The organism is Halorubrum ezzemoulense DSM 17463 (assembly GCF_002114285.1).
GTDB lineage: Archaea > Halobacteriota > Halobacteria > Halobacteriales > Haloferacaceae > Halorubrum > Halorubrum ezzemoulense.
On the sequence record NZ_NEDJ01000052.1, the window covers coordinates 1 to 23,570 of the forward strand.

Annotated in this window: 24 protein-coding genes, 1 other RNA gene and 1 pseudogene; 4 read left to right on the plus strand and 22 right to left on the minus strand. The window is 68.6% G+C overall.

Going from position 1 to position 23,570, the window contains the following annotated elements:
- Positions 1 to 172 precede the first annotated feature (172 nt).
- The 11 genes from B9H04_RS13045 to B9H04_RS13090 form a co-directional block, all read right to left on the minus strand.
- Positions 173 to 373, minus strand: coding sequence for a dodecin (locus B9H04_RS13045; protein ID WP_049930142.1), 201 nt, complete (start codon positions 371 to 373; stop codon positions 173 to 175).
- A 71-nt stretch (positions 374 to 444) separates the two neighbouring features.
- Positions 445 to 783, minus strand: a complete 339-nt coding sequence (locus B9H04_RS13050; RefSeq protein ID WP_049930140.1) for a DUF7116 family protein — start codon at positions 781 to 783, stop codon at positions 445 to 447.
- A 117-nt stretch (positions 784 to 900) separates the two neighbouring features.
- On the minus strand, positions 901 to 1,146 hold the full coding sequence (locus B9H04_RS13055; RefSeq protein ID WP_049930138.1) for a DUF5816 domain-containing protein: 246 nt from the start codon (positions 1,144 to 1,146) through the stop codon (positions 901 to 903).
- A 104-nt stretch (positions 1,147 to 1,250) separates the two neighbouring features.
- A complete protein-coding gene (locus B9H04_RS13060; RefSeq protein WP_049930136.1) occupies positions 1,251 to 1,625 on the minus strand; it encodes a HesB/IscA family protein in 375 nt (124 codons plus the stop codon).
- A 51-nt stretch (positions 1,626 to 1,676) separates the two neighbouring features.
- Positions 1,677 to 2,837, minus strand: a complete 1,161-nt coding sequence (locus B9H04_RS13065) for a mechanosensitive ion channel family protein (RefSeq protein ID WP_049930134.1) — start codon at positions 2,835 to 2,837, stop codon at positions 1,677 to 1,679.
- 60 nt (positions 2,838 to 2,897) lie between these two features.
- A complete protein-coding gene (hisD, locus tag B9H04_RS13070; protein WP_049930133.1) occupies positions 2,898 to 4,175 on the minus strand; it encodes a histidinol dehydrogenase in 1,278 nt (425 codons plus the stop codon).
- Between the two features lie 91 nt (positions 4,176 to 4,266).
- Positions 4,267 to 4,476, minus strand: coding sequence for a hypothetical protein (locus B9H04_RS13075; protein ID WP_049930132.1), 210 nt, complete (start codon positions 4,474 to 4,476; stop codon positions 4,267 to 4,269).
- 6 nt (positions 4,477 to 4,482) lie between these two features.
- Positions 4,483 to 5,448 (minus strand): phytoene/squalene synthase family protein, encoded by a 966-nt coding sequence (locus B9H04_RS13080; RefSeq protein ID WP_049930131.1) that lies wholly within the window; start codon positions 5,446 to 5,448, stop codon positions 4,483 to 4,485.
- 159 nt (positions 5,449 to 5,607) lie between these two features.
- Positions 5,608 to 5,739, minus strand: coding sequence for an HVO_2523 family zinc finger protein (locus tag B9H04_RS19450; RefSeq protein ID WP_276325167.1), 132 nt, complete (start codon positions 5,737 to 5,739; stop codon positions 5,608 to 5,610).
- 95 nt (positions 5,740 to 5,834) lie between these two features.
- Entirely contained in the window at positions 5,835 to 6,395 is a 561-nt protein-coding gene (locus B9H04_RS13085; RefSeq protein WP_049930130.1) for a hypothetical protein, read from the minus strand.
- A 103-nt stretch (positions 6,396 to 6,498) separates the two neighbouring features.
- A complete protein-coding gene (locus tag B9H04_RS13090) occupies positions 6,499 to 7,077 on the minus strand; it encodes a cysteine hydrolase family protein (protein WP_049930129.1) in 579 nt (192 codons plus the stop codon).
- A 147-nt stretch (positions 7,078 to 7,224) separates the two neighbouring features.
- Here B9H04_RS13090 and B9H04_RS13095 point away from each other — a divergent pair, with 147 nt between their 5' ends.
- Positions 7,225 to 9,072 carry an Hvo_1808 family surface protein gene (locus tag B9H04_RS13095; RefSeq protein WP_049930128.1) on the plus strand — a complete coding sequence of 616 codons (1,848 nt, stop codon included), beginning with the start codon at positions 7,225 to 7,227 and terminating at the stop codon, positions 9,070 to 9,072.
- Between the two features lie 45 nt (positions 9,073 to 9,117).
- Here the strand turns inward: B9H04_RS13095 and B9H04_RS13100 are convergent.
- A pseudogene (locus B9H04_RS13100) lies at positions 9,118 to 10,335 on the minus strand (RNA-guided endonuclease InsQ/TnpB family protein).
- A gap of 459 nt (positions 10,336 to 10,794) precedes the next feature.
- Here B9H04_RS13100 and B9H04_RS13105 point away from each other — a divergent pair.
- Complete coding sequence (locus B9H04_RS13105) at positions 10,795 to 11,955, plus strand: nicotinate phosphoribosyltransferase (protein ID WP_049930127.1); 1,161 nt, start codon at positions 10,795 to 10,797, stop codon at positions 11,953 to 11,955.
- 48 nt (positions 11,956 to 12,003) lie between these two features.
- On the opposite strand, the gene B9H04_RS19455 is transcribed toward B9H04_RS13105, so the two are convergent.
- The 3 genes from B9H04_RS19455 to B9H04_RS13115 all read right to left on the minus strand — a co-directional run bounded on the left by B9H04_RS19455 (position 12,004) and on the right by B9H04_RS13115 (position 13,844).
- Positions 12,004 to 12,135 carry a hypothetical protein gene (locus B9H04_RS19455; RefSeq protein WP_271955044.1) on the minus strand — a complete coding sequence of 44 codons (132 nt, stop codon included), beginning with the start codon at positions 12,133 to 12,135 and terminating at the stop codon, positions 12,004 to 12,006.
- Between the two features lie 2 nt (positions 12,136 to 12,137).
- The gene (locus tag B9H04_RS13110) at positions 12,138 to 12,974 is read right to left on the minus strand and encodes a DUF7260 family protein (RefSeq protein WP_049930124.1); all 837 of its coding nucleotides are present in this window, start codon (positions 12,972 to 12,974) and stop codon (positions 12,138 to 12,140) included.
- A 267-nt stretch (positions 12,975 to 13,241) separates the two neighbouring features.
- A complete protein-coding gene (locus B9H04_RS13115) occupies positions 13,242 to 13,844 on the minus strand; it encodes a TIGR00296 family protein (RefSeq protein WP_049930123.1) in 603 nt (200 codons plus the stop codon).
- 151 nt (positions 13,845 to 13,995) lie between these two features.
- Here B9H04_RS13115 and rnpB point away from each other — a divergent pair.
- Positions 13,996 to 14,348: RNase P RNA component (rnpB, locus tag B9H04_RS13120), an RNA gene on the plus strand.
- Between the two features lie 331 nt (positions 14,349 to 14,679).
- Here rnpB and htpX read toward each other — a convergent pair.
- Positions 14,680 to 15,552: a zinc metalloprotease HtpX gene (gene htpX / locus B9H04_RS13125; protein ID WP_085682776.1), complete on the minus strand. Its 873-nt coding sequence runs from the start codon at positions 15,550 to 15,552 to the stop codon at positions 14,680 to 14,682.
- A 132-nt stretch (positions 15,553 to 15,684) separates the two neighbouring features.
- Between htpX and B9H04_RS13130 the strand changes: the two genes are divergently transcribed.
- Positions 15,685 to 16,623, plus strand: a complete 939-nt coding sequence (locus tag B9H04_RS13130) for an NAD-dependent epimerase/dehydratase family protein (RefSeq protein WP_085682777.1) — start codon at positions 15,685 to 15,687, stop codon at positions 16,621 to 16,623.
- Between the two features lie 30 nt (positions 16,624 to 16,653).
- On the opposite strand, the gene flaJ is transcribed toward B9H04_RS13130, so the two are convergent.
- From flaJ to B9H04_RS13160, 6 genes are all read right to left on the minus strand, one after another.
- The gene (gene flaJ, locus B9H04_RS13135) at positions 16,654 to 18,390 is read right to left on the minus strand and encodes an archaellar assembly protein FlaJ (protein ID WP_049930120.1); all 1,737 of its coding nucleotides are present in this window, start codon (positions 18,388 to 18,390) and stop codon (positions 16,654 to 16,656) included.
- A gap of 69 nt (positions 18,391 to 18,459) precedes the next feature.
- Positions 18,460 to 20,133, minus strand: a complete 1,674-nt coding sequence (locus B9H04_RS13140; protein WP_085682778.1) for a type II/IV secretion system ATPase subunit — start codon at positions 20,131 to 20,133, stop codon at positions 18,460 to 18,462.
- A 71-nt stretch (positions 20,134 to 20,204) separates the two neighbouring features.
- Entirely contained in the window at positions 20,205 to 20,954 is a 750-nt protein-coding gene (locus B9H04_RS13145; RefSeq protein ID WP_049930118.1) for an ATPase domain-containing protein, read from the minus strand.
- 1 nt (position 20,955) lies between these two features.
- A complete protein-coding gene (locus B9H04_RS13150; RefSeq protein WP_049930117.1) occupies positions 20,956 to 21,447 on the minus strand; it encodes a flagellar protein G in 492 nt (163 codons plus the stop codon).
- A complete protein-coding gene (locus tag B9H04_RS13155) occupies positions 21,448 to 21,921 on the minus strand; it encodes a flagellin (protein ID WP_049930115.1) in 474 nt (157 codons plus the stop codon).
- On the minus strand, positions 21,911 to 23,570 hold a 1,660-nt coding region (locus tag B9H04_RS13160; RefSeq protein ID WP_085682779.1), incomplete at its 5' end, for a FlaD/FlaE family flagellar protein. The genes B9H04_RS13160 and B9H04_RS13155, both read right to left, overlap by 11 nt.

A 23,570-nucleotide genomic window follows, 5' to 3' on the forward strand; every position in this document is an offset into this window, starting at 1 on the left:
ACGCAAGCACCGAGGGAGGGGACGGAGTGACCGACGGAGGCGCGCAGCGATCGCAGCGAGCCCTCGCGGCTGGGGCTTCGGTGGTGTTCGACGGCGATCCGTCGAGACCAATCTATAATCGGGCGGCGCCGCCGCTCGGAGCTACGAGCGAATCAAAAAAACCGCCTACCCCTTATCCCTCCAGTTCGAACGCGACCTCGACTTCCGCCTGATACTCGCGGTCGGCCGCGCTGTCCAACTCGACGCCGAACTCCTCGACCTCGACCCAGTAGACGTTGTCCAGCGTGTCCTCGGCGCGGTCGATGGCGTCGTCGGCCGCGGCGTCGAAGCTCTCCTCGCTCGTCCCGATCAGCGTGATCTTCTTGAAGACCATGTCACGTGCTGGTAGGACGCACGGGGAGATAAAAATAGGCGTCGCGGGACGGGCCCGTGGCTGGAGGACCCCTACGGACTTCCGGGCGCGCCTTCCATCACCGCGAAGTCCTCGCCGTCGTGGTCGATACCGATGACCGCCCAGTCGTAGGGGGGTTTCGAGGCGACGAGCCGCTCTTGGAGGTCGGCCGCGCGGTCGCGCCACGTGACGAAACACCGGAGTCGCGGTGTGTCGCCCCCGTCTGCGAGATACGGGTCGAGGTCGTCGTCGTCCAGACACAGCACCGTCACGAGGACGCGCCGCCACTTGCGCTCCGCGACGAACTCGCGTCCGCCCTCGGAGACGGTGTAACCCAGTTCGCGGAAGACGTCTCTGGCCTCGGTCGTCGGGGGGATGCTCGCAGTGGCCATCTGCCTCGAAGTTCGGCACCATCCGTGATAAACTTTCTCACGATTTCGGACAGAGAGAACCGGCGGGGCGGCCGGGAACGCCGCGGAGAGCCGCGAGCGCGTCCCGTCGTCGGAGGCTCACTCGTGAGCCGCGTCCCACTCGTCGGGCTTCCGGAGGTTTCCGCACTCGGTACACTGGATCCGGCCCATCGTGTCCATCGCGGTGTCGAACGACCCGCAGTTGCCGCAGCGGAACCCCCAGCGGGACTCCCCCGCCTCGTCCGCGAACACGAGGTAGAAGGGGCCGTCCGCGCCGCGCTCCGTGCGCGACCGGTCGGTGTACACGCGTTCCCCGTCCGGTGTCGTCGTCGCTTCCAGCGTCATACCTCTCGCTACCCGGCGGAGCGACTTAAGCGGCGGACTCGGCGGTCGGGAGAAAGCGGAAGCGAAGCGGAGGCCGGAACCGCCCCGGTGACGGCGGGGAACCGCTACGTGCGGAACGACTCGCCGCAGCCGCACTCGGAGACGACGTTCGGGTTCTCGACCTCGAAGCCGGCCGCCTGAAGCCCGTGTTCGTAGTCGAGCGTGCTCCCGCCGATGTAGTTCTTGCTCGCGGGGTCGACGAACACCCGGAGGTCGTGGTGTTCCACGACGAGGTCGTCTTCCTCCGGCTCGGTGTCGAAGCGCATCCCGTAGGACAGCCCTGCGCAGCCGCCCTGCTGGACGAACAGTCGCAGTCCGGCGATGTCGGTGTCGAGCCCCTCGCCCTCCAAGAGCGAGAGCGCCTCCTCGGCGGCGTCCGGCGTCACCTCGATCGCCGGGTCGTTCCCCTCGGTCCCGGTGTCGGCCGGTTCGGTACTCATGCGAACGCGTTCGGCGTCGACACTCAAAACCCTGCCGGCGGGAGCGACCGGTCAGGTCGCTGCGTCGGCGCTCGAATCCGCGTCCGCGCTCGGATCCGCGTCAGTGTTCGGCTCCTGCTCGGGATCGGGCGCGCCGTCGCGAGCGGCCGCTGCGGGTCCGACGGCCCCGCTGACCGTCACGTCGCGTTTCGGGTACGGGATCTCGATGCCCGCGTCGCCGAGCGCCACGTACAGCGCCCGGTTGAGTTCGTGTTGCGCGCGGCGGCGACGGGTGGGCCCGTTCACCCAACAGAGGATCTCGTACTGGAGCGACGAGTCGCCGAACGACCGGAACCGCGCCCGCGGCTTCGGGGAGTCGAGGACCAGCGGCTCGGCTCCCACGACATCCATCGCGAGCGCCTCGAAGGCGTCCACGTCCGTCCCGTAGGCGACGCCGATCGGGACCCGGACGCGGCAGCGGCGCCGGGGCGCGGACTCGTTCGTCACCTTCGAGGCGTTGAGCGCCGCGTTCGGCACCGTCACCAGCACCTCGTCGCGGGTGAGCAGCGTCGTCGAGCGCACGCCGACCTTGATCACGGTGCCCGCCGTGCCGTCGTCCAAGACGATGTAGTCGCCGATCTTGTAGGTGTCGTCGAAGTACAGCGCGATCCCGCCGAAGAAGTTCGCGACGGTGTCCTTCGCGGCGAAGCCGACCGCGATGCCGGCGACGCCCGCCGCGCCGAGCAGGGGCGTGATCTCGATGCCCCACAGCCACAGCAGGGTTCCGGCGCTCCCCACCAGCACCGCGAGCGTCCAGACGTTCGAGAAGACGGGCGCGAAGTCGAACCGGCCGCCCTCGGCGTTGACCGCGGCGACGAGCCGGTTCACGACGCCGTTGGCCGCGTACGCCCAGACGAGGACGATCACCGACAGCGACGGCCGCCCGAACACCGCGTCGAGCAGCCGCGGCTCGACGAGTACCGACGTCCGAACCGACGGCACCTGCGTGAGCACGTACACTCCCGCGAGCGCGGCGGTGACGACGAGCGGGGCGCGGAGCGACGAGAGGACGATGTCGTCGTAGCCGGTGTCCGTGTGCGAGACGTAGCGGCGGGCGACCCGGAGGACGACGAACTCCATGGCCAAGGCGCCGGCGACCGAGACGACGAGGACCGCCACCGTCGCCTCCAGCGCGGAGAACCCCTCAAACAGCGTCAGCGGCGACGGAAACATACCGTCCCGAGGCGGCTCCGCGAGATAACCGTTGCTACCCGCCGAATTGCGGGCGCGCCGCTACTCGAACCGCTTCCGGACGCTCTCCGCGTGCGCCTCCAACCCCTCCGCCTCGGCGAGCGAGGTGATCGTCTCCGAGAGGTCGTCGAGCGCGTCGCGGTCGAGGCGCTGGACCGTCGACGACCGGAGGAACGTGTCCACGGAGAGCCCACCGTAGCGCTTCGCGCCGCCGTTCGTCGGCAGTACGTGGTTCGTCCCGGCCGCGTAGTCGCCCGCGGCGACCGGCGAGTGCGGGCCGAGGAAGACGGAGCCGGCGTTGGTGATCCGGTCGAGAAGCGCCTCGTCGTCGTCGGCCACGATCGAGAGGTGTTCGGCGGCGTACTCCTCGGCGAACAGCACGGCCTCGGGCATCGACCGCGCGTGGAGCACGCCGGAGGCCTCGTTGTCGAGCGCGGCCCGGATCGTCTCCTCGCGCTCACGCTCGGCCGCCTGCGCCTCGACCGCGTCAGCGACCGCCGCGGCGAGGTCGGCGTCATCCGTGACCGCGACCACGGAGGCGTTCGGGTCGTGTTCGGCCTGCGCGACGAGGTCGGCCGCCACGAGGGAGGGGTCCGCCGTCTCGTCCGCGAGGACAAGCACCTCGCTCGGGCCGGCGAGGAAGTCGATTTCGGCGTCGCCTTGGACGATCGACTTCGCGGCCGTGACCCACTTGTTCCCGGGGCCCACGATCTTCTGGACCCGCGTCACCGTCTCCGTGCCGTAGGCGAGCGCGGCGACGGCCTGCGCGCCGCCGACCTGGTACACCGCGTCGGCCCCCGCCTCGTGGATCGCCGCGAGGGTGACCGGGTTCAGATCCGCCGCCGGCGGCGTGGCGACCGCGACGTGGTCGACGCCGGCGACGACCGCGGGGATGATCCCCATCAGCGCGCTGGAGGGGTACGCGGCCGCGCCGCCGGGCACGTACACGCCGACCCGGTCGATCGGACGGAACCGCCGCCCCAGCTCCCGGCCGCCGAAGTCGTCGCGCCAGTCCTCCGGGCGCTGCCGCTCGTGGAACTCGCGGACGTTCGCCGCGGCCTCGCGGACGGCGTCGAGGACCGGGTCGTCCGCGTCGGCCAGCTCGTCGTGCGCCCGCGCCGCGTCGTCCGTCACGTCGATGTTGCCGACGGCGATCCCGTCGAACTCCTCGGCGAACTCGCGGACCGCGACGTCGCCCTCCTCGCGGACCCGCTCGACGATCTCCCGCACGTCTTCGCGGACCCCCTCGACGCCGGCGTCGCGCTCGAAGAAGGCGCGGCGCTCGGCCGGCGAGAGGTCCGCGACGGTTCGTACGTCCATACGCTTCGTGGGGGTCGACGCGGCAAGGGCGTTCCGACTCGGGCGGCGCTGGCGGGGCCACGGTCGACCGGACAAGGCGGGCCGTCGCCGCTCACGTCAGCGGGCGGATACCCGTCAGATCGAGGAGGGCGAGGACGACGAGACCGGCGAGCAGCCCGGCCGCCGCGAAGAGGACGGGCGCCGACGCGGCGACGGCGACCCCGTAGGGCGCCACCAGTCGGGTCGTTCCGCGGATGAGGAAGGAGACGAACACGAGACCGAATGCGGCGAACGCGAGGGCGACGAACCGGGAGCGGTCCACGGGCGCTCAGTCCGTCTGGGGAACGCCCGTGCCGTGGGGTCCGTGGCCGTGGGACTCGCGGCTGGGGTCGAAATCGGTACACATGTCGTAGAACACCGCCTCGGGGTCACGGTTCCACTGCCACTTCCAGCGGGTGCGGACCAGCAGCGACAGTTTCCGGGTGAGCGACAGCTCCGGGGTCGTCGAGACGGTGTCGTACCCGAGGTTCCGGATGAGGCGGTGGTGGTCGACGTACAGCACCGCCGCGAGCAGCACCGCGAGCTGGCAGTCCTCGGGGAGGTACTTGATCCCCGCGACGCCCTCCTCGTAGAGGCGCTCCGTGCGGGCCATCTCCTCGCGGATCGCGGCCGCGACATCCTCGTCGAACTCCAAGTCGAGGATCTGCTGCTCGCTCACGCCGTGGCGCCGCAGGGTCTCTAGGGGGAGGTAGATCCGGTCGCGCTCGACGACATCCTCGCGGACGTCCCGGAGGAAGTTCGTCATCTGGAACGCCTCGCCGAGCTTCGTGGCGTGCGGGAGCGCCTCAGCCTCCTCCTCCGGATCGAGGTCCATGATCGACGTCATCATCCGCCCGACGGCGGCGGCGGAGCCGTCCATGTACGCCTCTAGGTCCGCGTAGGTCTCGTAGCGGTCGGTGTCGATGTCGCTCTCCATCGCGTCCACGAACGAGTGAACGTCCGCGTCGGCAATGCCGTTCCGCTCGCGCACCTCGGAGAACGCCTCCAACACGGGGTCGTCGGTCGGCTCCTTGCCGAGCGCGGCCGCCCGGAGCCGGTCGAGTTCGGCCCGCTGCTCGGCGGGCGGCGCCGTGTCTTCGGCGTCGACGACCTCGTCGGCGATCCGGAAAAATCCGTACAGCACGTACGTCGGGTGACGAATCCGCTGCGGCAGTAGCCGGGTGGCGACGTGGAAGGTCTTCCCGGTGCGGCGCTGGATCCGCTTGCTCCGGGCAACCTGCTTTTGCTCTACCATGCTGACCTCGGTGGGTCGGCAAGGAGGGTCACGTACGGGTCGCCCATCATAAAAGAAAGGTCGGCCTCCAAGAACATAACAGTTCGCACGACACAGTTTGGGTGCCGATCGACCCCGGCCGTGCCGGCGATCGACGCGGCGCGCGGCGCGACCGACGGCTCAGTAGAACGTGTCGCTACAGTCGTAGACGACGCCGTGCGCCGGACAGACGTACTTACAGTGCCGGTGGTACATCGGGGCCTCGCAGACCGGACACGGGCGACCGCCGTCGTCCGCGGGGGCATCGCTCACGGCGGACACACGCGGTCGAGAAGCAAAACCCTATCCACCGTTCACCGAGTCGAGATACCTAACCAGTCAGTTGTCGATGGCGCCCCGGAAGCGAGTTACTCGTCCGCCAGTCGGTCGTACACCGAGCGAGCGACCGTCTCCTCGTCGAACGGGAGCGTTAACACGCCCCCCCACTCGGAGCCGGTGAGCGCCCCCACCGTCTCCCCGTCGAGCTCGACGCGCCGCACCTCGGTCCCGTCGAGCGTCATCGACACCACGAACGCCGCCGGGTCGTCGGTCGCCCCCGCCTCGTCGAGGCGGCTCCGGAACGACTCGATCCCCGCCTCGGAGAGCACGACCTGGACGAGGTACTCGCCGTCTTGGGAGAAGACGCCCTTGACGCGGTCGAGGTCGCTCGCGTCGAACAGCAGCGCGTCGGTCCCGTCGTCGCCGGTCACCCGCGCGACGAACGGCGCGTCGGGATCGACGCCGGCCGACGAGGGACCGGACCCGCCCCCTCCGTCGGCGGACGCGCCGCCCGTCGGTCCCGGACCGTCGCCGCCGATGCCGCCGGCCGCCTCGCCGTCCGTCACCGCCGTCGCGCCCGCGAAGCCGACGGCGCCGACCGCACAGACCGCGCCGAGGCCGCCGAGCACGCCCCGTCGAGAGATGTCCATACCCTGCGGTTTCGGCGAGCGGTAAAAAGGATTACACGCCGATTTCCGCGCGCGATAATTACGGAAATCCGGAACGTTCGACATCCGGAACGCTCGCCGCCGGTTACTCGGCGGCGAAGGCGACCTCGTCGCGGGTCGCCGTCTCGCCGAACAGCCACTCGGCGTGGTCGACCGCGTACTCGCGGTGGTCCTCGGTGATGTAGCCGAGCGCGTCCTCGACGACGACCGGGCGGTAGTCTCGGAGGCCCGCGCTCCCGGCCGTGTGGAGGACGCAGACGTTCGCGAGCGTGCCGCAGATCAGCAGGTCGTCGATGCCGTGCGCGTCGAGGTACCCCTCCAAGTCCGTCCGGTAGAAGGCGTCGTAGGTGTGCTTCTCGACGACGTGGTCGTCGTCGCGCACGTCGAGGTCGGCGACGAGTTCGGCGTCCCATGACCCCTCGACGACGTGTTCGCCCCACCGGTCGAACTCGTCGTAGTAGTGGGTCTCGTCGAACTGCTCGGGCGGGTGGACGTCGCGGGTGTAGACCACGCTCGCGCCGGCCTCCCGGCCGCGGTCGACGAGCGCCGTCACCGGCTCGACCGCCGCCTCGCTCGGCTCGGCGTAGAGGCTCCCGTCGGGGTGACAGAACCCGTTTTGCATGTCGACGACGACCACCGCGGTTGCTGTCGGATCGAACGCCATACCGGCGGTTAGCGCGCAGGGGGCAAAAACTGTCGTCCGTTCCGCGGGGTCCGCGCGGCGATCCGCCGACACGGCAGGAAAAAATCCGCCGGCCGCGGCGCCGAAGGAACCGACAAACTACTTACCGGGGCGGCCGATAAATCTCGTATGCGACGGGTTCTCAGCCCCTCGACCGCGGCCGCGATCGTTGCCGCGGTCGCCGTCCTGTGTGTCGCCTTCACCGCCGGCGTCGCCGCCGCCCCCGACGCCGGCGCGGTCCCCGCCGAGTCGGCCGGGAACGGCCCCGTGACGTCCGACGCCGTGCCCTCCGCGTCGGCCGAGGAGTGCGGTCCTGGTGACGGCACCGAACTGGTGGGCTGTTGGAACGGGACCCACTACGAGGAGTCGGTCGACTTCGCGGAGACCGACGGACTCAACGAGACGCAGTTGGCGGCGCTGACGGACCTGACGATGGCGCGCGTCGAACACGTCCGTCAGCGCCCCTTCCGGGAGGACGTGCCGGTCGAGACGGTCACCCGGAGCGAGTACCTCAACGACACGGCGAGCGGGAACGGCTCCGAGGCGTTCCGGCGCTGGAACGACCAGGTGTGGGAGGCGCTGTTCGTCGTCGGCGACGACGCGAACGCCAACAGCGAGATCGACTCGGTGTTCGGCGGCGCGGTCTCTGGCTTCTACTCGCCGACGGCGGACCAGATCGTCATCGTCGTCCCCGACGGGGAGTCGCCGGATATCGACCCCTCCACGCTCGCGCACGAGCTCCTCCACGCGATGCAAGACCAGTACCACGACCTCACCGACCCGCGCTACGTCGGCGCGACGCAGGACGGCGACCTCGCGGTCGACGGGATCGTCGAGGGGGAGGCGGTCCACGTCGAGGAGCGGTACGCCGCCCGCTGCGCCGACAACTGGACCTGCGCCGAGCCGCCCGAGAGCGGCGGGGGCGGCGGCGACGTGCCCGACTTCAACTTCGGCATTCTCCAGACCGTCCTCCAGCCGTACGGCGACGGCGCGCTGTACGTCCGCGAGCTGCGCGACGAGGGGGGCTGGGCCGCCGTCAACGAAACGATGAACGACCCGCCGGCGTCGACGGCTGAGGTCATCCACCGGGACCCCGACTACGAGGAGCGCAGCGTGAGCTTCGAGGACGCCGCGACCGGCGGGTGGGAGACGTACGCGGACCAGGGGGTCGACGGCGCGGAGACAGCGGGCGAGGCGTCGATGTTCGTGATGTTCTGGTACCAGAGCGCCGGGGTGCGGTTCGACAGCGGATACGAGTATTCGGTGCTCGAGCCGGACCGGTCCCCCGCGGAGAACTACAACGTCCACTTCCGGACCGACGCGGAGCTCCAAACCCGGGGACTGTACAACTACGCGCACCCCGTGACCGAGGGGTGGGCCGGCGACGAGCTGTACCCCTACCGGAACGGCGAGCGCGACGGCTACGTCTGGGCGACCGAGTGGCAGACAGAGGGCGACGCCGCGGCGTTCCGCGACGCCTACGTGCGGATGCTGACCGCGCACGGCGACGGCGACTACACCGAGGGGACCGTGTACGAGATCGGCGAGGAGAGCGACTTCCCCGGCGCGTACGGCGTCGAGCGCGACGGGACGAGCGTGACGATCACCCACGCGCCCTCGCCGGCGGGCGTCCTCGAACTCCGGCCGGACGCCGACCTCGCGCTCCCGGATGCGGACGGCGGGGCCGACGGCGACGGCGGGAGCGACAGCGGCGACGACGGCGACGTGAGCGACGGAACTGACGGCGCCGACGGGGCGAACGGGAGCGACGACGGGAACGAGAGCGGCGACAGGGCGAACGAGAGCGACGACGGGAACGAGAGTGGAGACGGAACTGACGGCGCCGACAGGGCGAACGAGAGCGACGACGGGAACGAGAGTAGCGACACCGCCGGCAGCACTCCCGGATTCGGGGTCGCGGCGACGCTCGTCTCCGTTATGGCGGCGCTCGGGCTGTTCACACGGCGATCCACGTAAATCGCCTCGGGGTCAAGCCCCGAGGCTTTCGCGTGGACTCCCGTTCTATGCCTCAGCAGAGGCAAGGGAAACGTACTTCCCGCTCACGTTCAGCGCCCCGCGATTCAAGCGCACATCTACGGGTGCGCCTCCAGCATCTGCATTTTGCCGACGACGGAGATACTGTAAACCAATGTTCTTCCCAGCGTTGTAGTCTGCGTGATTCTCGTACCCACACTTCTGACACTCGAACGACTCGCCGTCGCGGTTGTCGTCGTGGGTAAACCCACACGTCGAGCACCGCTTTGACGTGTTACGCGGGTCAACTTGTACGACTTCGATGCCATGTTCTTCGGACTTGTATTCGACGTACTCGTAGAGGCGTCGAAACGCCCAGACGTGTTGCCACGCCGCCTCGGGAATATTCTCCCGAATGTGGGTCAAGTCCTCGAACACGATGTGCGAGCAGCCGCTCTTGATGGCCTCCTCGATGATCTCGTTCGCCACAGTGTGTAAGTGTATCTCGAATCGCCCGTCCTCTTTCTGCCCGACTGATTCGATATTCTCGTGGGCATAACGGGAACCACATTGCTGGAGTGATCCACGACGGTTTTCGTATTCTCGACGCCAGTGGTTGAACTTGTCTGCCGACCAGAATCGCCCGGTTGAAGCAACGGCGAGGTTGTTCACGCCCAAATCCACACCAAGGACTGTTCTGTGCTTGGACTCAGATTCGGACGATCCCTCGTCTGCTTCGACCTTTCGCATCGAGGCGTGGAGATACCAGTCACCGTCGCGGTACTGTAAGTGCGCCATCCGAAACTCGAAGTCCCCGTCCGAGACGTACTTCGTTGGCGGCGTCTCAGAGCTGTCGGGAAGGATGTAGTCGCACTCAACACGCCCGTCAACGGTCGATAAGGATACGTGGTCGCGGTGGAACGTTGCACTTCGTTTGTCGTACACCGCGCTGTCTGCCGAGAAGTACGGTTACGACGTGCTTTCTTCACGTTTGAGCCGTTCGACGCCGCTTTTGACGGCTTCGACCGCTCTGCGAATCCCTTTCTGGACGAGATTTGCGGTGAGGTCCGTTTCGTCACGGAGCTTGTCGTAGAGAGCACGTTCGGCTTTGGCTTTTGCGGTGACGTGGTACCCGTCGTTGCCGTGCCAGCACCAGTCGCTCGCGGTGTTGGCGCAGTGTTTGAACTGCTCGACCGTCTCTTGGAGGAGCGAGTCGGCCCCTTCGGGAGTGTCGAGCTTAATGACGGCGGTGCGACGGTATTCCACTGTGTTTCACACATATGGCTGATGTTATTTACAGGATTGGGAGTCAGCCTACCATCGTGGCGTGGTTTGTGCTATCTGCTGTCGGCTTCCTCCCCGACCTCAAGGGCTGTCTCTTACCCACAAATCGAGTCGTTGTTGCGGTCAATGAATCCGACCGAAGCCTCGATATCTGCAGACTTAACACATCTATGAGACGATTTTGCTGATCTTGTTTACCACATTCAACAACCCCCCACTGCCGATATCACCGCCCGAATCACTCCCCACCTCGATCTCTCGAGAATAGATATGGTTCGACAGCGTCTGAAACGTTTGTTTGGGACTCGGTGAACTTGTGGGTAAGACAGACCTCAAGAGTCAGGGCATCCGCCTTGCCGATCTGTGAACTGATCCGCCGGGGATCGTCGCGCGCTCGCCGCGACACGGTGGCTTTTCGTCTCCGCGCTCGAACCGTCGAGCATGAGCGAGTTCGACATCGTCGACGCGGCCGCGATCCGGGAGGGCCGCGCGACCGACGCGTACTTCGAGCGGACCGAGGCGGCGCTGGAGGCGGCGGGGCGGAACCCGCGCGTCGTCGCCGAGGTGACCGCGGACCAGTTCCCGGACGGGGAGTTCGAGCTGTTCGCCGGCCTCGGCGACGCCGTCGAGCTGCTGGCCGGTCACGGCGTCGACGTCGACGCGATCCCGGAGGGGCGGCTGTTCGACGGCGGGCCGGTGATGCGGATCGAGGGGCCGTACGCGGCGTTCGCGCGGCTGGAGACGTCGCTGCTCGGCTTCCTCTCGCACGCGTCCGGGATGGCGACGGCGGCGCTCGACTGTCGGGTCGCCGCGCCGGACTCCTCGGTGCTCTCGTTCGGCGCGCGCCACGTCCACCCTGCGATGGCCGCGGCGGTCGAGCGATCCGCACTCGTCGGCGGCTTCGACGGGTTCTCGCACGTCGCGGCCGGCGATCTGCTCGGCCGCGAGGCGTCCGGGACGATGCCCCACGCGCTCGCCATCTGCTTCGGCCGCGGCGAGCAGGAGGCCGCGTGGCGCGCCTACGACGATGGCGTGCCGGGGGACGCGCCCCGGATCGCGCTGTGTGACACCTACTCCGACGAGGTCGACGAGGTCCTCCGCGCGGTCGAGACGCTCGGCGACGACCTCGACGGCGTCCGGCTCGACACGACCGGGTCCCGGCGCGGCGACTTCCGACACATCGTCCGCGAGGTCCAGTGGGAACTCGAGGCCCGGAGCCACGGGGACGTGGACGTGTACGTCTCCGGCGGGCTCGGCCCCGCGGACCTCCGAGACCTGCGCGACCTCGCCGACGGGTTCGGCGTCGGCGGGTACGTCTCCAACGCGGACCCGGTCGACTTCGCGCTCGACCTCGTCGCCGTCGACGGCGAGCCGGCGGCCAAGCGCGGGAAACTCTCGGGCGCGAAGTCCGTCTACCGCACCGAAGACGGCGCCCACGCGGTCGGGCTCGCGGGGCGCTCTGGCCCGGACGGCGCCGAGTCGCTCATGGAGCCCGTGATCCGCGACGGCGAGGTCGTCGCCGACGAGGCCCTCGACCTGTCGGCGTCGACGGAGCGGGCGCTCGCGGATGCGGAGGCGGTGGGGTACGGGGACGACGAGTAGTTTGTCGCACGGCGGGGCGCGGTCGGAGAGACCGGCTCGGGCCGCGCGTCACCCGGAGTTGTCCGGCGCGTCGTCGTCCGGTCCGGTGGCGCCCGAGTCGGCGCCGTCCGGGTCGCCGAACAGGCCGAGACAGGCCCACGCCCAGCCGCGGGCTCGGACACGGCGCGGTGAGTCGGACACGGTTACGCCCTCCGGACGAGGTGGTCGCGGACCGCCCGCCGGCACTCGCGGAGCGTCTCGACGAGGCGCGCGACGGTCGAGAGGACGGGGTACGACACCGTGAAGTCGTCGTACAGGTACGCGACGGTCGATCGCTGTCGGACGCCGACCGCGGCGCCGCGGCTGGCGGTCCGATCGAGGTCGGCCTGCCGCTCCGCCAGCAGCGCCTCGCAGGCCTCGATCCGCTCGCCAAGCGCCTCGTGGCGGCGACGCAGGGCGTCGAACCCGAGCGCGGAGAGGGGCGTCTCATCCGCGGTCGACAGCCAGTCGGTGGTCTCACGGACCGTCTCGCCGGCGGACCGGAGCGACGCCGCCTCGCGTTCGAGGGTCCGGTCGAACACGGCGAGCTCCGCGAGTCGGTCGTCGACGGCGGACGCTATCGCCGACGCGACCGGGCGGGTGAAATCGTGGTCCGTCTTCGACGAGAGCGCGACCGCGACGGCGTCGCCCAGTTCCTCGCGGACGGTCGCGAGCAGCGGTTCGCCGTCGGAACCGTCGGGCACGCTGTGGGGCCGCACCGTCTCGGCGAACGCCTCGCGGACCCGGCGACAGCCGTCGGTCGACGCCGCGTTCGTCGCGCCGGCGATGGCGCGGACGCCGCCGGCGCTCGGTCCCGACCCGCCGCCGGTGCCGTTCCCGAAACCGGCGCCCCCGCCGCCGGCGCCGGTCGGCGCCGAGGCGGTCGGGATCGAGGCGAGAGCCGATCGGAACCGCTCGTACGCTCGTCGCTCGTCCGCCGTGGCGTCGCGTTCGGCCGCCACCCGGTCCCGGGCGCGGTCGACGTGCGTCTCGACGGTCACCGCGGATCACCGCCCTCGGGCGGTCGACCGTCTGCGTTGACCGTGTGAGTCATAGAGATTAGGCTAGCCTAAAACATCAAAAAGCCACCGGTTCGCGGGACCGTCGGAGCGCGGGCGCCGATCTGCGCTCGGCGGTCGAGACGCGAGGGAGCGACAGACCACGAGTGAGAGGGCGCCGCGGCTCAACGGGATGCGTCGAGCGGGAAGGAACGGTTTGCGAGACGACGGGGCCGGGGACGAGCGATGTCCCGGCGCGAGCGGGTCGGCCTACAGCTCCTCGACCGCGCCGCCGTCGGCGCGCTCTCGGAACACCTGGCCCTCGATGAGCGTCACCATCGTGTCTTCCTCCTGCCAGGCGGTAGGCGAGAGCTTCGCCTTCCGGCAGGTTCGCGAGAGGAACTCCGCGGCCGACCAGCCGTTCTCGACGGGGACCGTCGGATAGAGCCAGCCGTGGGCGTTACCGCTGTCGACGGAGACGCCGTGGGTGCCGATCTCGAGGTCCTCAGCGGGATCGTTGGTGAGGACGGTGTTCGAGACGACGAACACCGAGACGGTGATGTTATCGAGTTCCTTCGGCTCCACCTCGGAGCCGCAGGAGTCGCCCGAGGCGGCCTTGATGGCGGCCTCGACGATGGCGTGCCCGAGCTGGTCGGAAGTGTCCCGCGCGCCGGCGCAGCCGCGGAGACGGCCCCGCCCCCGAGTCGACTGGAGCCGAACGAAAGCGCCGGTGCGGGCGTAGAACGCCTCGCGCATGCTTCCGGGCTGTTCGCGTTGCCCGTGTCGAACGAACGACTCCACCGCCTCCCGCGCGAGTTCGACCGCTCGTGCACCGTCGTCGTACGACAGCTGAACGGTCTGAGCCTCGGACATGAGAGTCCATTACGTTGCTGGCGACTTGAACGCTTCCCTTGTGGCACCGCGCTCGCGGCGTTCGCGGCGTCTCCACCGAACCCCGCAGATTCCGCCCGGCGGACGCGCCCGACCGATCCGCTTATTCGCCGGCGGGCGAAACGGGAGAATGGACAGAGGGAGCCCGACTCCCGTGCCTCCGGCATGAGGAAAGTCCCCCCACCGGCCGGACAGGCGACCGGGCACACGCCCGGAGTCGGAGACGGCTGGCTCTGGAACAGCAACGACACCCCCCGCCCCGACCGATGATCCGCGCGAACCGACCCGCAAGGGAAGGGAGTTAACCCGGAGAGGGTACGTGGGTTTCCCACGTCGTACGTGGCTCCGCCGCGTCCGAGACGGGCGGGAACGGATGGAACGGCGAATCCTCGCCGGTGCAAGTCCGCGCCACAAGGTAGTCCGGCCGCGGCGCGGACGCTCAGCCGAATGTCGGGACGAACCGAAGGGGGCTTACTCCCCTCAGTCCGCTCACACCGACCAGCGGTGCGATCCTTCCGCGATCATCGAGAAGTGAACGAGTCGGTGGCGCGTGCCTGCGAGCGGCCGGAGCGAAGCGGCGGCCGTGAGGAGCACGCGCGAGGGAGTCGCTGGGCTCGGAGCGAAGCGGAGGGCGCTAGCGACGAGGCTGGGGAGGCGTGAGGATGTGGTCACGGTCGGGCGGGGCTTCGGGGGTGTTCGTCGTCGACCCACTCTCAGCGGTTTCTAAGTGAGCTGCCGGGACTTCGAGAGCGTTCGCCGTTGATCCGCTCTCAACGACGTATACACGACCGAGCAAAAATCGCGATCCGAACCCGTCTCAGGCCGTTTCCATTTCCTTGTCGAGCTCGCGGAGCTTCTCGATGCGGTTCTCCGTTGAGGGGTGCGTGGAGGCGATCTTGCCGACGAAACCGGCCTTGATCGGGATGATGAAGAACGCGTTCATCTCCGCCTCCTCGCGGAGGTCCTCCTCGGGCACCCGGTCCATCCGCCCGTCGATCGTCATCAGCGCCGAGGCGAGCGCTCCGGGCTTCCCGGTGATGAGCGCCGCACCGCGGTCGGCGGAGTACTCGCGGTACCGCGAGAGCGCGCGGATGAGCAGGAACGAGATCACCCACACCAGAAGCGACGCGACGATGGCCACGATGACGGGCGCTCCCTGCCGGTTGTCGCCGCCGAGCAGCCACCCCCACCGCACGATGAAGAAGGCGATAGTGGAGAGGAACGACGCGATGGTCATCACCATCACGTCGCGGTTCTTGACGTGGGCGAGCTCGTGGGCGAGCACGCCGTCGAGCTCGTCCTCGTCGAGGCTCTCCAACAGTCCGGTCGTCACCGCGACGGTGGCGTTCTTCTTGTTCCGGCCGGTCGCGAACGCGTTCGGGACGCGGGTGTTCGCGACCGCGACGGTTGGCTTCGGCAGGTCGGCCTGCTGGCTCAGGCGCTCGATCCGGCGGTGGAGGTCCGGGTACTCGTCCGGGTCGACCTCGCGGGCGCCCATGCTCCGGAGCGCGAGCTTGTCACTGAAGAAGTACTGCGCGAGCGAGAACGCGCCGAACATCGCGAGCGTGAAGATGATCCCGACGTTGAACACCTCGATCAGGACGCCGATGAACACGACGTAGAGGGCGAAGAGGAGGAACATCGTGAACCCCATTCGTCCACGGAGCCCCCAGTCTGTCTTCCAGTCCATACCCCAAGATTACCGCTCGGCGCGTTAAAGCCTGCCGGAGCCGGGGACGATGCGACCCTGAGGCGCCCGCCCGCGGCGGTGCGGTTTTCGGCGCAACGCTGCGTTTTTGCCCCGCGACCGCGACGGCGAGGCATGGACACCGTTCTCGTCACCGGCGGCCGCGGCGCCTCCGGGCGCTGGGTCGTCGACCGGCTCGCGGGCGATTACGAGGTCGTCGTCGTCGACTACGACCACCCGGGCCTCGGCGTCAACCCCGCCTCGAACGTCTCGTTCCGCGCGGCCGACCTCGCCGAGCGCGAGCAGGCGCTCGACGTCGTCGCTGCCGTCGACCCGGACGCCGTCGTCCACTGGGCGGCGATCCCCGTGGCCGGAACCCACCCCGAGGGACGGGTGTTCGAGACGAACGCGCTCGCCGCGAAGCACGTCCTCGACGCCGCCGGGCGAGCGGGCGCGCCGGTCGTTCAGGCCTCCAGCGACGGCGCGTACGGCTTCTTCTTCGCCGAGCCGACGCCGTTCCCGGATGAGTTGCCGGTCACCGAGGGGCACCCGCTCCGCCCGGAGGACCCGTACGGGCTCTCGAAGGTGACCGCGGAGGCCGCGGCGGGCGCGGTCGCGCGCCGCCACGGCGTGTCGGCGGTCTCCGTCCGCCCCTCGTGGATCCAGTACCCCGGCGACTACGCCTGCCGCGCGGACGAGTACGTGGCCGACCTCGAGGCGGGCGCGGGCAACTTCTGGTCGTACGTCGACGTCCGCGACGTCGCCGACCTCGTCGCGGCCGCGCTCGCGGACCTCCTCGGCGACGACTCGGCCGTCGCGCCCGGCACCCACGAGGCGATCAACTGCGTCGCGGCCGACAACGCGCTCGGTCGCCCCCTGCTCGAACTCCTGCGCGAGTCGTACGGCGAGGTTTCCGACGACTGTGCGGTCGACGGGAGCGCGCTCGCGGAGGGCGACGACCGCGGCGCGTACGCGGTCGCGAAGGCGGAGCAGCTGTTCGGGTGGACGCCGTCGCGGTCGTGGCGCGACGCGGCCGACGAGGCGGTCACCGAGCCGGCACTGTTCGAGGGGTGACTCGGCCGGGCGACAGCGACCGATTTCCGGTCAGATCGACAGGATCGCGTTGACGAGGGTCCGCGTCGCGATGGCGGTCACGGAGCCGAGCCACGTCAGGAGCACGAAGTGGATGTAGCCGTTCGCGGGGTTCCCGCCGTCGATCCGGCGGATCATCTGCGAGGAGAGCGCCGCGTTGAACAGCACGACGGTGAGGAGGAGGTACTCGATGAGCGGGATGTCGTAGGCGCCGGGGTAGACGATCTGCCCGATGTCCATCTGGTCGAGCCCGAAGTCGGCGGTCAAGTCCGCGAGAATCGCAACGATCTCCAGCCCGATGAAGAAGGCGAACGTCGCGGCCGCGGTGATCCCGTACAGCAGTCCGATGAACGTCATCGCCGCCTGCCGGCGCTGCTCGCGCAGCTGGTTGACGGCGTTCATGTTCTTCGAAATCAGCTCGCCGAGCATCTTCGGGTCCCCGCCCATCCGGCGGCCCACGAGGTACATCTCGGAGAACTTCTGGATGAGGTACGAGCGCGTGTCTCGCGTGAACGCCCGCCACGCGCCCTCGGTGCTGATTCGCATGTTGAGCCGGCGGTAGAGCCGCTCGATCGACTCCGAGAGCTCCCCGAAGTTCTTGTCGCGCAGCGTCGTCAGCACGTCGGTGGTCGTCGACTGCTTCGCGCTCTCGGTCGCGCCCAGCGCGCGCACGAACGACGGGAACTCGCCGTCGCGGGCGGTGATCGCCTGCTCCTCGCTCCGAAGGACGACCCCGGTGATGATCAGCGGCGAGATGGGGACCGCGAGGTACAGCGGCAGCCGCACGTCGTCGAGGAAGAAGAGGAGACCGGGAAGCCCGGGCCCGTACCCGAACATCCCGGCGGCCGTGATCCCGATGAGGAGGAACGAGAGCGCGCCGCCGCCGATCAGCGACCCCCACAGCTTCAGGTCGCCCGGGGAGCGCTCGTCGGGGTGGTACCAGATCGGGTCGTACGGCGACGTGGCGCGGATCATCGCGTAGAAGCCGAGCTGGACGAAGACGAACAGCACGATGACGGCCGCGACAGTCGCGGTCGGGTCGTTACCGGTGAGGATCGGGAGGACGACCGCGAACACGAGGGCGAACGTCATCGAGAGGATCATCGACATGTACAGGTCCTTCATCACCTCCAAGTTCGAGAGCGCGGACTCGTAGCGGGTCTCGTACTGCGCCAGCATGACGTCCTGTTCGGAGACGAGGAACTCCTCCAGCGACTGCCCCGCGCCCATCGTGTAGCCAAGGCGGTCGAAGAAGTCGGCCATCGCGTCGGAGGGGACCTCCTGAGCCCGACGCCGACACGCGTCGTCGAGGCTCTGGTTCCACGTGTCGACGAGGTGGACGACGCGGCCGATCTCCTCGGCGGCGACGCCGTACTCCTCCTCTTTCGCCAGCGTCCGGAACACCTCCATCCGGTCGATGTTCGTCGTCGACAGCACCGTCATGTGCGTCATCACGAGATGTAGTTGGTTGTCGATCTTCGTCTCCAGACTGGAGAGGTAGATCTTCGGGTAGATCACCGCCGCGAACAGGATGAGCCCGCCGAACATCGGGATCGGGACCCGGGCGGCGAAGGGGAGCGGCAGCGCGACCAAGCCGACGACGCTCGCGAGGAAGACGAGCACGGCCGGGAACAGCACGAGCCCGACGTACTTCCCCTTGGAGATGTCGAGCTGCTCGTACGACTCCATGACCTCGGAGGTCAGTTGGGCGGCCGTCGCGAGCCCGTCGCCCACCTGTTTCACCGCCATCGTCAGCGTCCCTCCGGCGCCCTCGCGGGCGGTTCGTCACCGAGCATCGTCACGTGTCCCCGAGCATCGTCACATCGTGTTCCGGTGCATCTCGAAGGGGAGCCCCTCGACGCCGTCGCGCTGGAAGGAGTTGATCGCGTCGTTCACCTCGTGGTAGCCCAGAATACCCTCCTGAATCATCCGCTCGATGAGCTCCGCGCGGAACTCCAGGTCGTCGTAGATGTCGCGGGTGTCGGCGTAGCCGAGCAGCGTCGCGATCTGGTCTTCTAACACGTAGGAGTTGTTCATCCCCTGGAAGACGATCTCGTCTTCGACGGGGTCCCAGCTGAACACCTCGCGGGTGACGACCCCCTCCATCTCCTTGGAGTACCCCTCGATCTCCTGGACGCTCGTCACGCGGCGCAGGACTTGGTCGCCCTGCTTCACGCGGTTCTGGAACAGCGCCACGTCGGCGTTGTCCATGAACGTCTCCGGGACGTTGATCGGCTCAGAGGTGAACCGCTGGATCATCGAGACGATGTCGGACGCGTGGAACGTCAGCATCACGGGGTGGCCGGTCTGGGCCGCCTGGACCGCCATGCGCCCCTCGGCGCCTCGGACCTCGCCCACGATGATGTAGTCGGGGCGCGACCGCAACGCCGCGGCGACCAGATCGAACATATCCACGTCGGTGGATCCCTCGGCGCCGCCCTCACGGGTCAACAGCTGCTGCCACGTGCTGTGCGGCGGGATGACCTCCGCGGTGTCCTCCGCGGTGTATATCTTCGAGTCGTCCGGGATGTACGAGAGGATGGCGTTCAGCGTCGTCGTCTTCCCGGACGCCGTCTCCCCGACCACGAATACCGTCTGCTCGTTCTCTAGGCAGAGCCAGAGGTACGCCGCCAACTGCGGCGAGAGCGTTCCCCAGTGCGTGATCTGATTGATCGACAGGGGCACCTCGTCGCCCTGCCGGATCGTGAGCGAGGACCCCTTCAGCGAGACGTCGTCGGAGTAGATGATGTTGATACGCGAGCCGTCGGGCAGCGTGGAGTCGACGATCGGATCGGAGTCAGAGAGGGGGTCGCCCATCCGCTCGCCCATGTTCCGCAGCCAGTTGTCAAACTCCTCGGGGGTACCGAAGTCGACGGTCGTCTCCAGCATCCCGAAGGTGCCGTGGTCGACGTGACACTCCTTGGGGCCGATGACGTGAATGTCCTCGTTGGCCGGGTCGCGCATGATCGGTTCGAGGGGGCCGAGCCCGACGATGTCGCGGTTAAGCCGGTATCGGATGTTCTCGTAGGTCTCCTCCGTGACCGAGAGTTTCCCCATGTTGAGGACCTTCGAGAGGTTCCCGCGGAGTCCGCCGTTCTGCTCGTCGATGTGCGTGACCTCCTCTAACAGCTCCTCGATGAGGTCGTCGTACTCGGCCTCGTTGTCCGGAGCGGTGTGTTGACCGCTCACGGTGAGGAGCCGGTTTTTCACCTCGTTGAGGATCTCGGCCTGCGAGCCGGAGAGCTCCGGCTCGATGGCGTAGTACTTCGTGTCCTGCCCAAGGTCGCCGTAGATGTGGCTGTAGATGGGGCCGCCGACCGGATAGATGACGTTCGGCCGGTTGGACTCGTACTCGTCTTTCGGCTCCTCGATGAACTGCGGGAACTCCCCGGTGATCTGTTTGAACTCCCGGAGGTGCTCCCGGAGGTGCGGCCGCCGCATCGCGGCCTTCCGGAGCTCGTCGGACGGTTTGGCGGTGCCGTGTTCGGTCATGTCCCACGCTCGGTCGTCGCGGTGGTCGCAGTCCGCGCGCGCGGACCGGCTGTGCGTCTGCGGGCCATGTGTTAGGCGACGCTGCGGCTCTCAATGACGATTCCGGTTCCGGAACGCACCGAGAACCCGATCGTGTCGCCGACCTGTTCGCCCATGCCCGCGAACCGCTTCACGTTGATCTGCCGGCGGATGTCGTTGCCGACCTCGATCATCTCCAGTTCGAGGAACACGTCGGCGATGGAGCGGAACGGGCCGATCGCCTCGTCGTCGACCGCCGAGGGGTCGACGGTGAGCACCACCACCTTCCCCTGCGAGATGATCTCACGGAAGAAGGAGATGATCTCGAGGGCGGCCTGCCGCTCCTCGTTCTTCCGAACGAGCGCCTCGAACGTTGGGTCGTTGCGGAAGATGGCGTCGAACGTGTCGAGGAAGACGACGTCGGAGTTCCACATGGCCTCCGCTTCCATCAGCCGCTTGAGCAGCTCCTTGCGCTCGCCGTCGCCGTCGGAAAACGCGCCGCCGGAGTCGAAGTCGGCGTGGAGGAAGAGCAGCTCTTCTTGCAGGAGCGGCTTCACCATGTCGTACTCCAGCGAGTGCATCTGGTCGATGAACCCGCGGACGGTGAGCTCAGTCGACATCATCGTCACCGAAGCGCCCTCCTCGACAAGCCCGTAGGCGAACCGCTGAGAGATGGCGCTTTTCCCGGCCCCGTAGTCACCCTCCATGAGGACGATGCTCCCGCGGGGGATGCCACCGCCGAGCTCCTTGTTGAGTCGGTCGCGCTCGCCGAGGCCGAGCGAGAGAAGGTTGTCGTGGGGCATCTCAGTTACCCCCCACGCGGAACTGGAATAGCTCCTCGTCCCCATTGACGGTGATGAACACCCGGTGGTCGCCGTCGACGAGCCCGCCGTTCACGCCATCGATGTCGTTTACGCTGATCGTGAGCCGGAGCACGTCGCCGCGGCTCCACGCGTTCGCGCCGTCGGCGGAGACCAGCGTGCCGGAGAGCTCGCTTGGCCGCACGTACCCGCCGTCAAAGACGACGTCGAGGTCCGACCCGTCGGGCGCGAGCCGATAGGTGCCGGTGTTCTTTATCAGCAGCGTCACGTTGCCCTCGGCCGCGTTGTACACCCCCGCGCTCGGGTCGGAGATGATCGTCACGTCGGTCCGGAGCTGCTCGGTCGCGTCGAGCCCCGCGTCGTCGACGGCGGCGCTCACGCGGTCGACGCCCGTCGTGATCGTGCCGACGACGCCAGCGGCGATCACCAAGCTGGCGATGAACAGGATGAGGTGCGAGACGGGGACGCTGGCCATCTACGCACTCACCTCCGTCACGGTCGCGGCGTCGCGGACACCGGACTCGACGACGAGGACCACGCGGGTCTCGCCGCCGACGATGTCGGTCTCCACGGTGCCGCCGACCGTCACCGACAGCGTCTCGTCGCCCAGCCAGAGCGCGGTGTCGGCGTCGCCGTCGACGGTCGTGGCAGCGTTCGAACCCCCGACGTCGACGTACTCGTTGCCGACTAGGAGCGTCGCGTCGTCGGCGACGAGTCCGATCGAGCCCTCGTTGGTGGCGTTGACAGTGAGCTCGCCGGTCGTCGCGTTGAACGTCGCGCTCGTCACGGAGAAGTCGGTGTTCTGCCGTTCGAGCGCGCGCTCGTTGACGCCGTGTTGCGCGTCGGAGACTCGCTCGATCCCGTTGGACGCCACGGGGTAGAACGTCGTGAACGCGAAGAACAGCCCCGCGACGATGATGGCCGTAGACGCGGAGACGCTAACGCCCATCTCCCCACCCTCCGTCGGCCGGATCGGCGCGGTCAGAACGGGGATTCGGGTCGTTCATCGGTCGCGTGGAACCGTTCCGCTCGCGCCGGTCGTCGCGGGGAGCGTCGCCGCTGTTCGCCCCGCCGTCGCGGTCCGCGCCGTTCGTACCGTGATCCGCGCCGTTCGTGCGTCGCTCGCGCTCGTCCGGGGCCTCTCGGCGACCGGACGGCTCGTGCCCGTTCCGCTTCGGGGCCGAGCGGTCGCGGCGGTCGCCGCGGGCCGGGTCGGCGCGACCGCCGCGGCGGCCTCGGACCGGCCCGCCGCCAACGATCGAGCCGCCGGCGAGGTCGTCCCAGCGGTCGAGGAGGACCGTGTGGCTGCTGGTGCCGTTGAGCTGGGTCACGTACCGGAGGCTGCGGGTGTGGTGTTCTCGGACGAGCCGGTCGGTGCCCGGACGGTCGACGAGGTTGCGGTCGATCGTGCCGAACCCGGAGAGGAAGTCCCGGAGCCGCGCCGCGGCGTCGGGGCCGATCCACTCGATCCGCTCGTAGTAGTTGATGGCGCGCACCGCGTCGGTGACATCGCTCTCGGAGACGAGGAACTCCAGCCACTCCATCACGAGGAGGTCCCCGACGTAGTCGCCCGGGAGTTCGGTGAGGTATGGCTTGCCGCGGTTGCCGCTCCCCGAGAGGTCGTCCTCACCGACGTACTCGAAGCCGCCGGACGCCTCAGCGGGGTCGCCGCCGGGTCGACGGCCGGGGGCGGGATCCGGTTCGGCGCCTCGCGCCGGTTCGGGGTCCGCCGGTTCGCCGAAGTCGTCGCCGCCGGTCTCGGCCCCGAGGTCGTCTCCGCCGAGGTCGTCACCGAACCCGTCGTCCGCGGCCCCATCGTCGAACGAGTCCGTTTCGTCGCCGGGGTTGTCGAACGAGTCGTCCCCGTCGTCGAACGGGTCCTCGTCCGCGGCGTCGTCGCCCTCTTCGGCCCAGTCGGCCTCCCCGGAGTCGTACTCCTCTTTCAGTTCGCTGAAGCTCTTTCCGTCGTCATTCATATCGTCTTCCTCGTCCGCCGTTTCGGTCTCGGACGCGGCGTCGTCCGTGCTGTCGTCATCCAGTTCCTCGAAGTCATCGTCGAGGTCATCGAACCCGCCGTCGTCGACGTCATCGTCGAGGTCGTCGAACCCGCCGTCGTCGACGTTATCGTCGAGGTCATCGAACCCGCCGTCGTCGACGTCATCGTCGAGGTCATCGAACTCGTCCGCCTCCGCGCCCGCTTCCTCGTCGAGGAGGTCGTCGTCGAAGAACCCGTCCGCGTCGGCGTTCGCGATGTCCTCGTCAAGATCCTCCTCCTCGCCGCCGTCTTCATCGTCGAAGATGCCGAACGAGCCCTCGCCGCCGCCGGCGACGCTGTCGAAGCCGCCGGAGTCGTCGACGAAGGGGTTGATGCCGCGGGTGACCATCTCGTAGATGTCGAGGAGGTTGCGGACATCCTCCTGAATGTCGTCGACGGCGTTCGAGATCTCCTCGTTCTCCGAGCGAACCGTTGAGACGGTCGAGGAGAGCGACGCGACCTCGTTTTCGAGCTCGTCGAGCCGGTTTTCGAGCTCGTCGGTGGCCGCGCCACCGCCGCCTCCGCCGCCGCCGCCGTCGTCGAACTCGTCGTCCCACTCGTCC

Coding starts and splice junctions, on each gene's coding strand:
- B9H04_RS13045 (WP_049930142.1), bottom strand. CDS start 373: ATGGTCTTCAAGAAGATCACGCTGATCGGGACGAGCGAGGAGAGCTTC.
- B9H04_RS13050 (WP_049930140.1), bottom strand. CDS start 783: ATGGCCACTGCGAGCATCCCCCCGACGACCGAGGCCAGAGACGTCTTC.
- B9H04_RS13055 (WP_049930138.1), bottom strand. CDS start 1,146: ATGACGCTGGAAGCGACGACGACACCGGACGGGGAACGCGTGTACACC.
- B9H04_RS13060 (WP_049930136.1), bottom strand. CDS start 1,625: ATGAGTACCGAACCGGCCGACACCGGGACCGAGGGGAACGACCCGGCG.
- B9H04_RS13065 (WP_049930134.1), bottom strand. CDS start 2,837: ATGTTTCCGTCGCCGCTGACGCTGTTTGAGGGGTTCTCCGCGCTGGAG.
- hisD (WP_049930133.1), bottom strand. CDS start 4,175: ATGGACGTACGAACCGTCGCGGACCTCTCGCCGGCCGAGCGCCGCGCC.
- B9H04_RS13080 (WP_049930131.1), bottom strand. CDS start 5,448: ATGGTAGAGCAAAAGCAGGTTGCCCGGAGCAAGCGGATCCAGCGCCGC.
- B9H04_RS13085 (WP_049930130.1), bottom strand. CDS start 6,395: ATGGACATCTCTCGACGGGGCGTGCTCGGCGGCCTCGGCGCGGTCTGT.
- B9H04_RS13090 (WP_049930129.1), bottom strand. CDS start 7,077: ATGGCGTTCGATCCGACAGCAACCGCGGTGGTCGTCGTCGACATGCAA.
- B9H04_RS13095 (WP_049930128.1), top strand. CDS start 7,225: ATGCGACGGGTTCTCAGCCCCTCGACCGCGGCCGCGATCGTTGCCGCG.
- B9H04_RS13105 (WP_049930127.1), top strand. CDS start 10,795: ATGAGCGAGTTCGACATCGTCGACGCGGCCGCGATCCGGGAGGGCCGC.
- B9H04_RS13115 (WP_049930123.1), bottom strand. CDS start 13,844: ATGTCCGAGGCTCAGACCGTTCAGCTGTCGTACGACGACGGTGCACGA.
- htpX (WP_085682776.1), bottom strand. CDS start 15,552: ATGGACTGGAAGACAGACTGGGGGCTCCGTGGACGAATGGGGTTCACG.
- B9H04_RS13130 (WP_085682777.1), top strand. CDS start 15,685: ATGGACACCGTTCTCGTCACCGGCGGCCGCGGCGCCTCCGGGCGCTGG.
- flaJ (WP_049930120.1), bottom strand. CDS start 18,390: ATGGCGGTGAAACAGGTGGGCGACGGGCTCGCGACGGCCGCCCAACTG.
- B9H04_RS13140 (WP_085682778.1), bottom strand. CDS start 20,133: ATGACCGAACACGGCACCGCCAAACCGTCCGACGAGCTCCGGAAGGCC.
- B9H04_RS13145 (WP_049930118.1), bottom strand. CDS start 20,954: ATGCCCCACGACAACCTTCTCTCGCTCGGCCTCGGCGAGCGCGACCGA.
- B9H04_RS13150 (WP_049930117.1), bottom strand. CDS start 21,447: ATGGCCAGCGTCCCCGTCTCGCACCTCATCCTGTTCATCGCCAGCTTG.
- B9H04_RS13155 (WP_049930115.1), bottom strand. CDS start 21,921: ATGGGCGTTAGCGTCTCCGCGTCTACGGCCATCATCGTCGCGGGGCTG.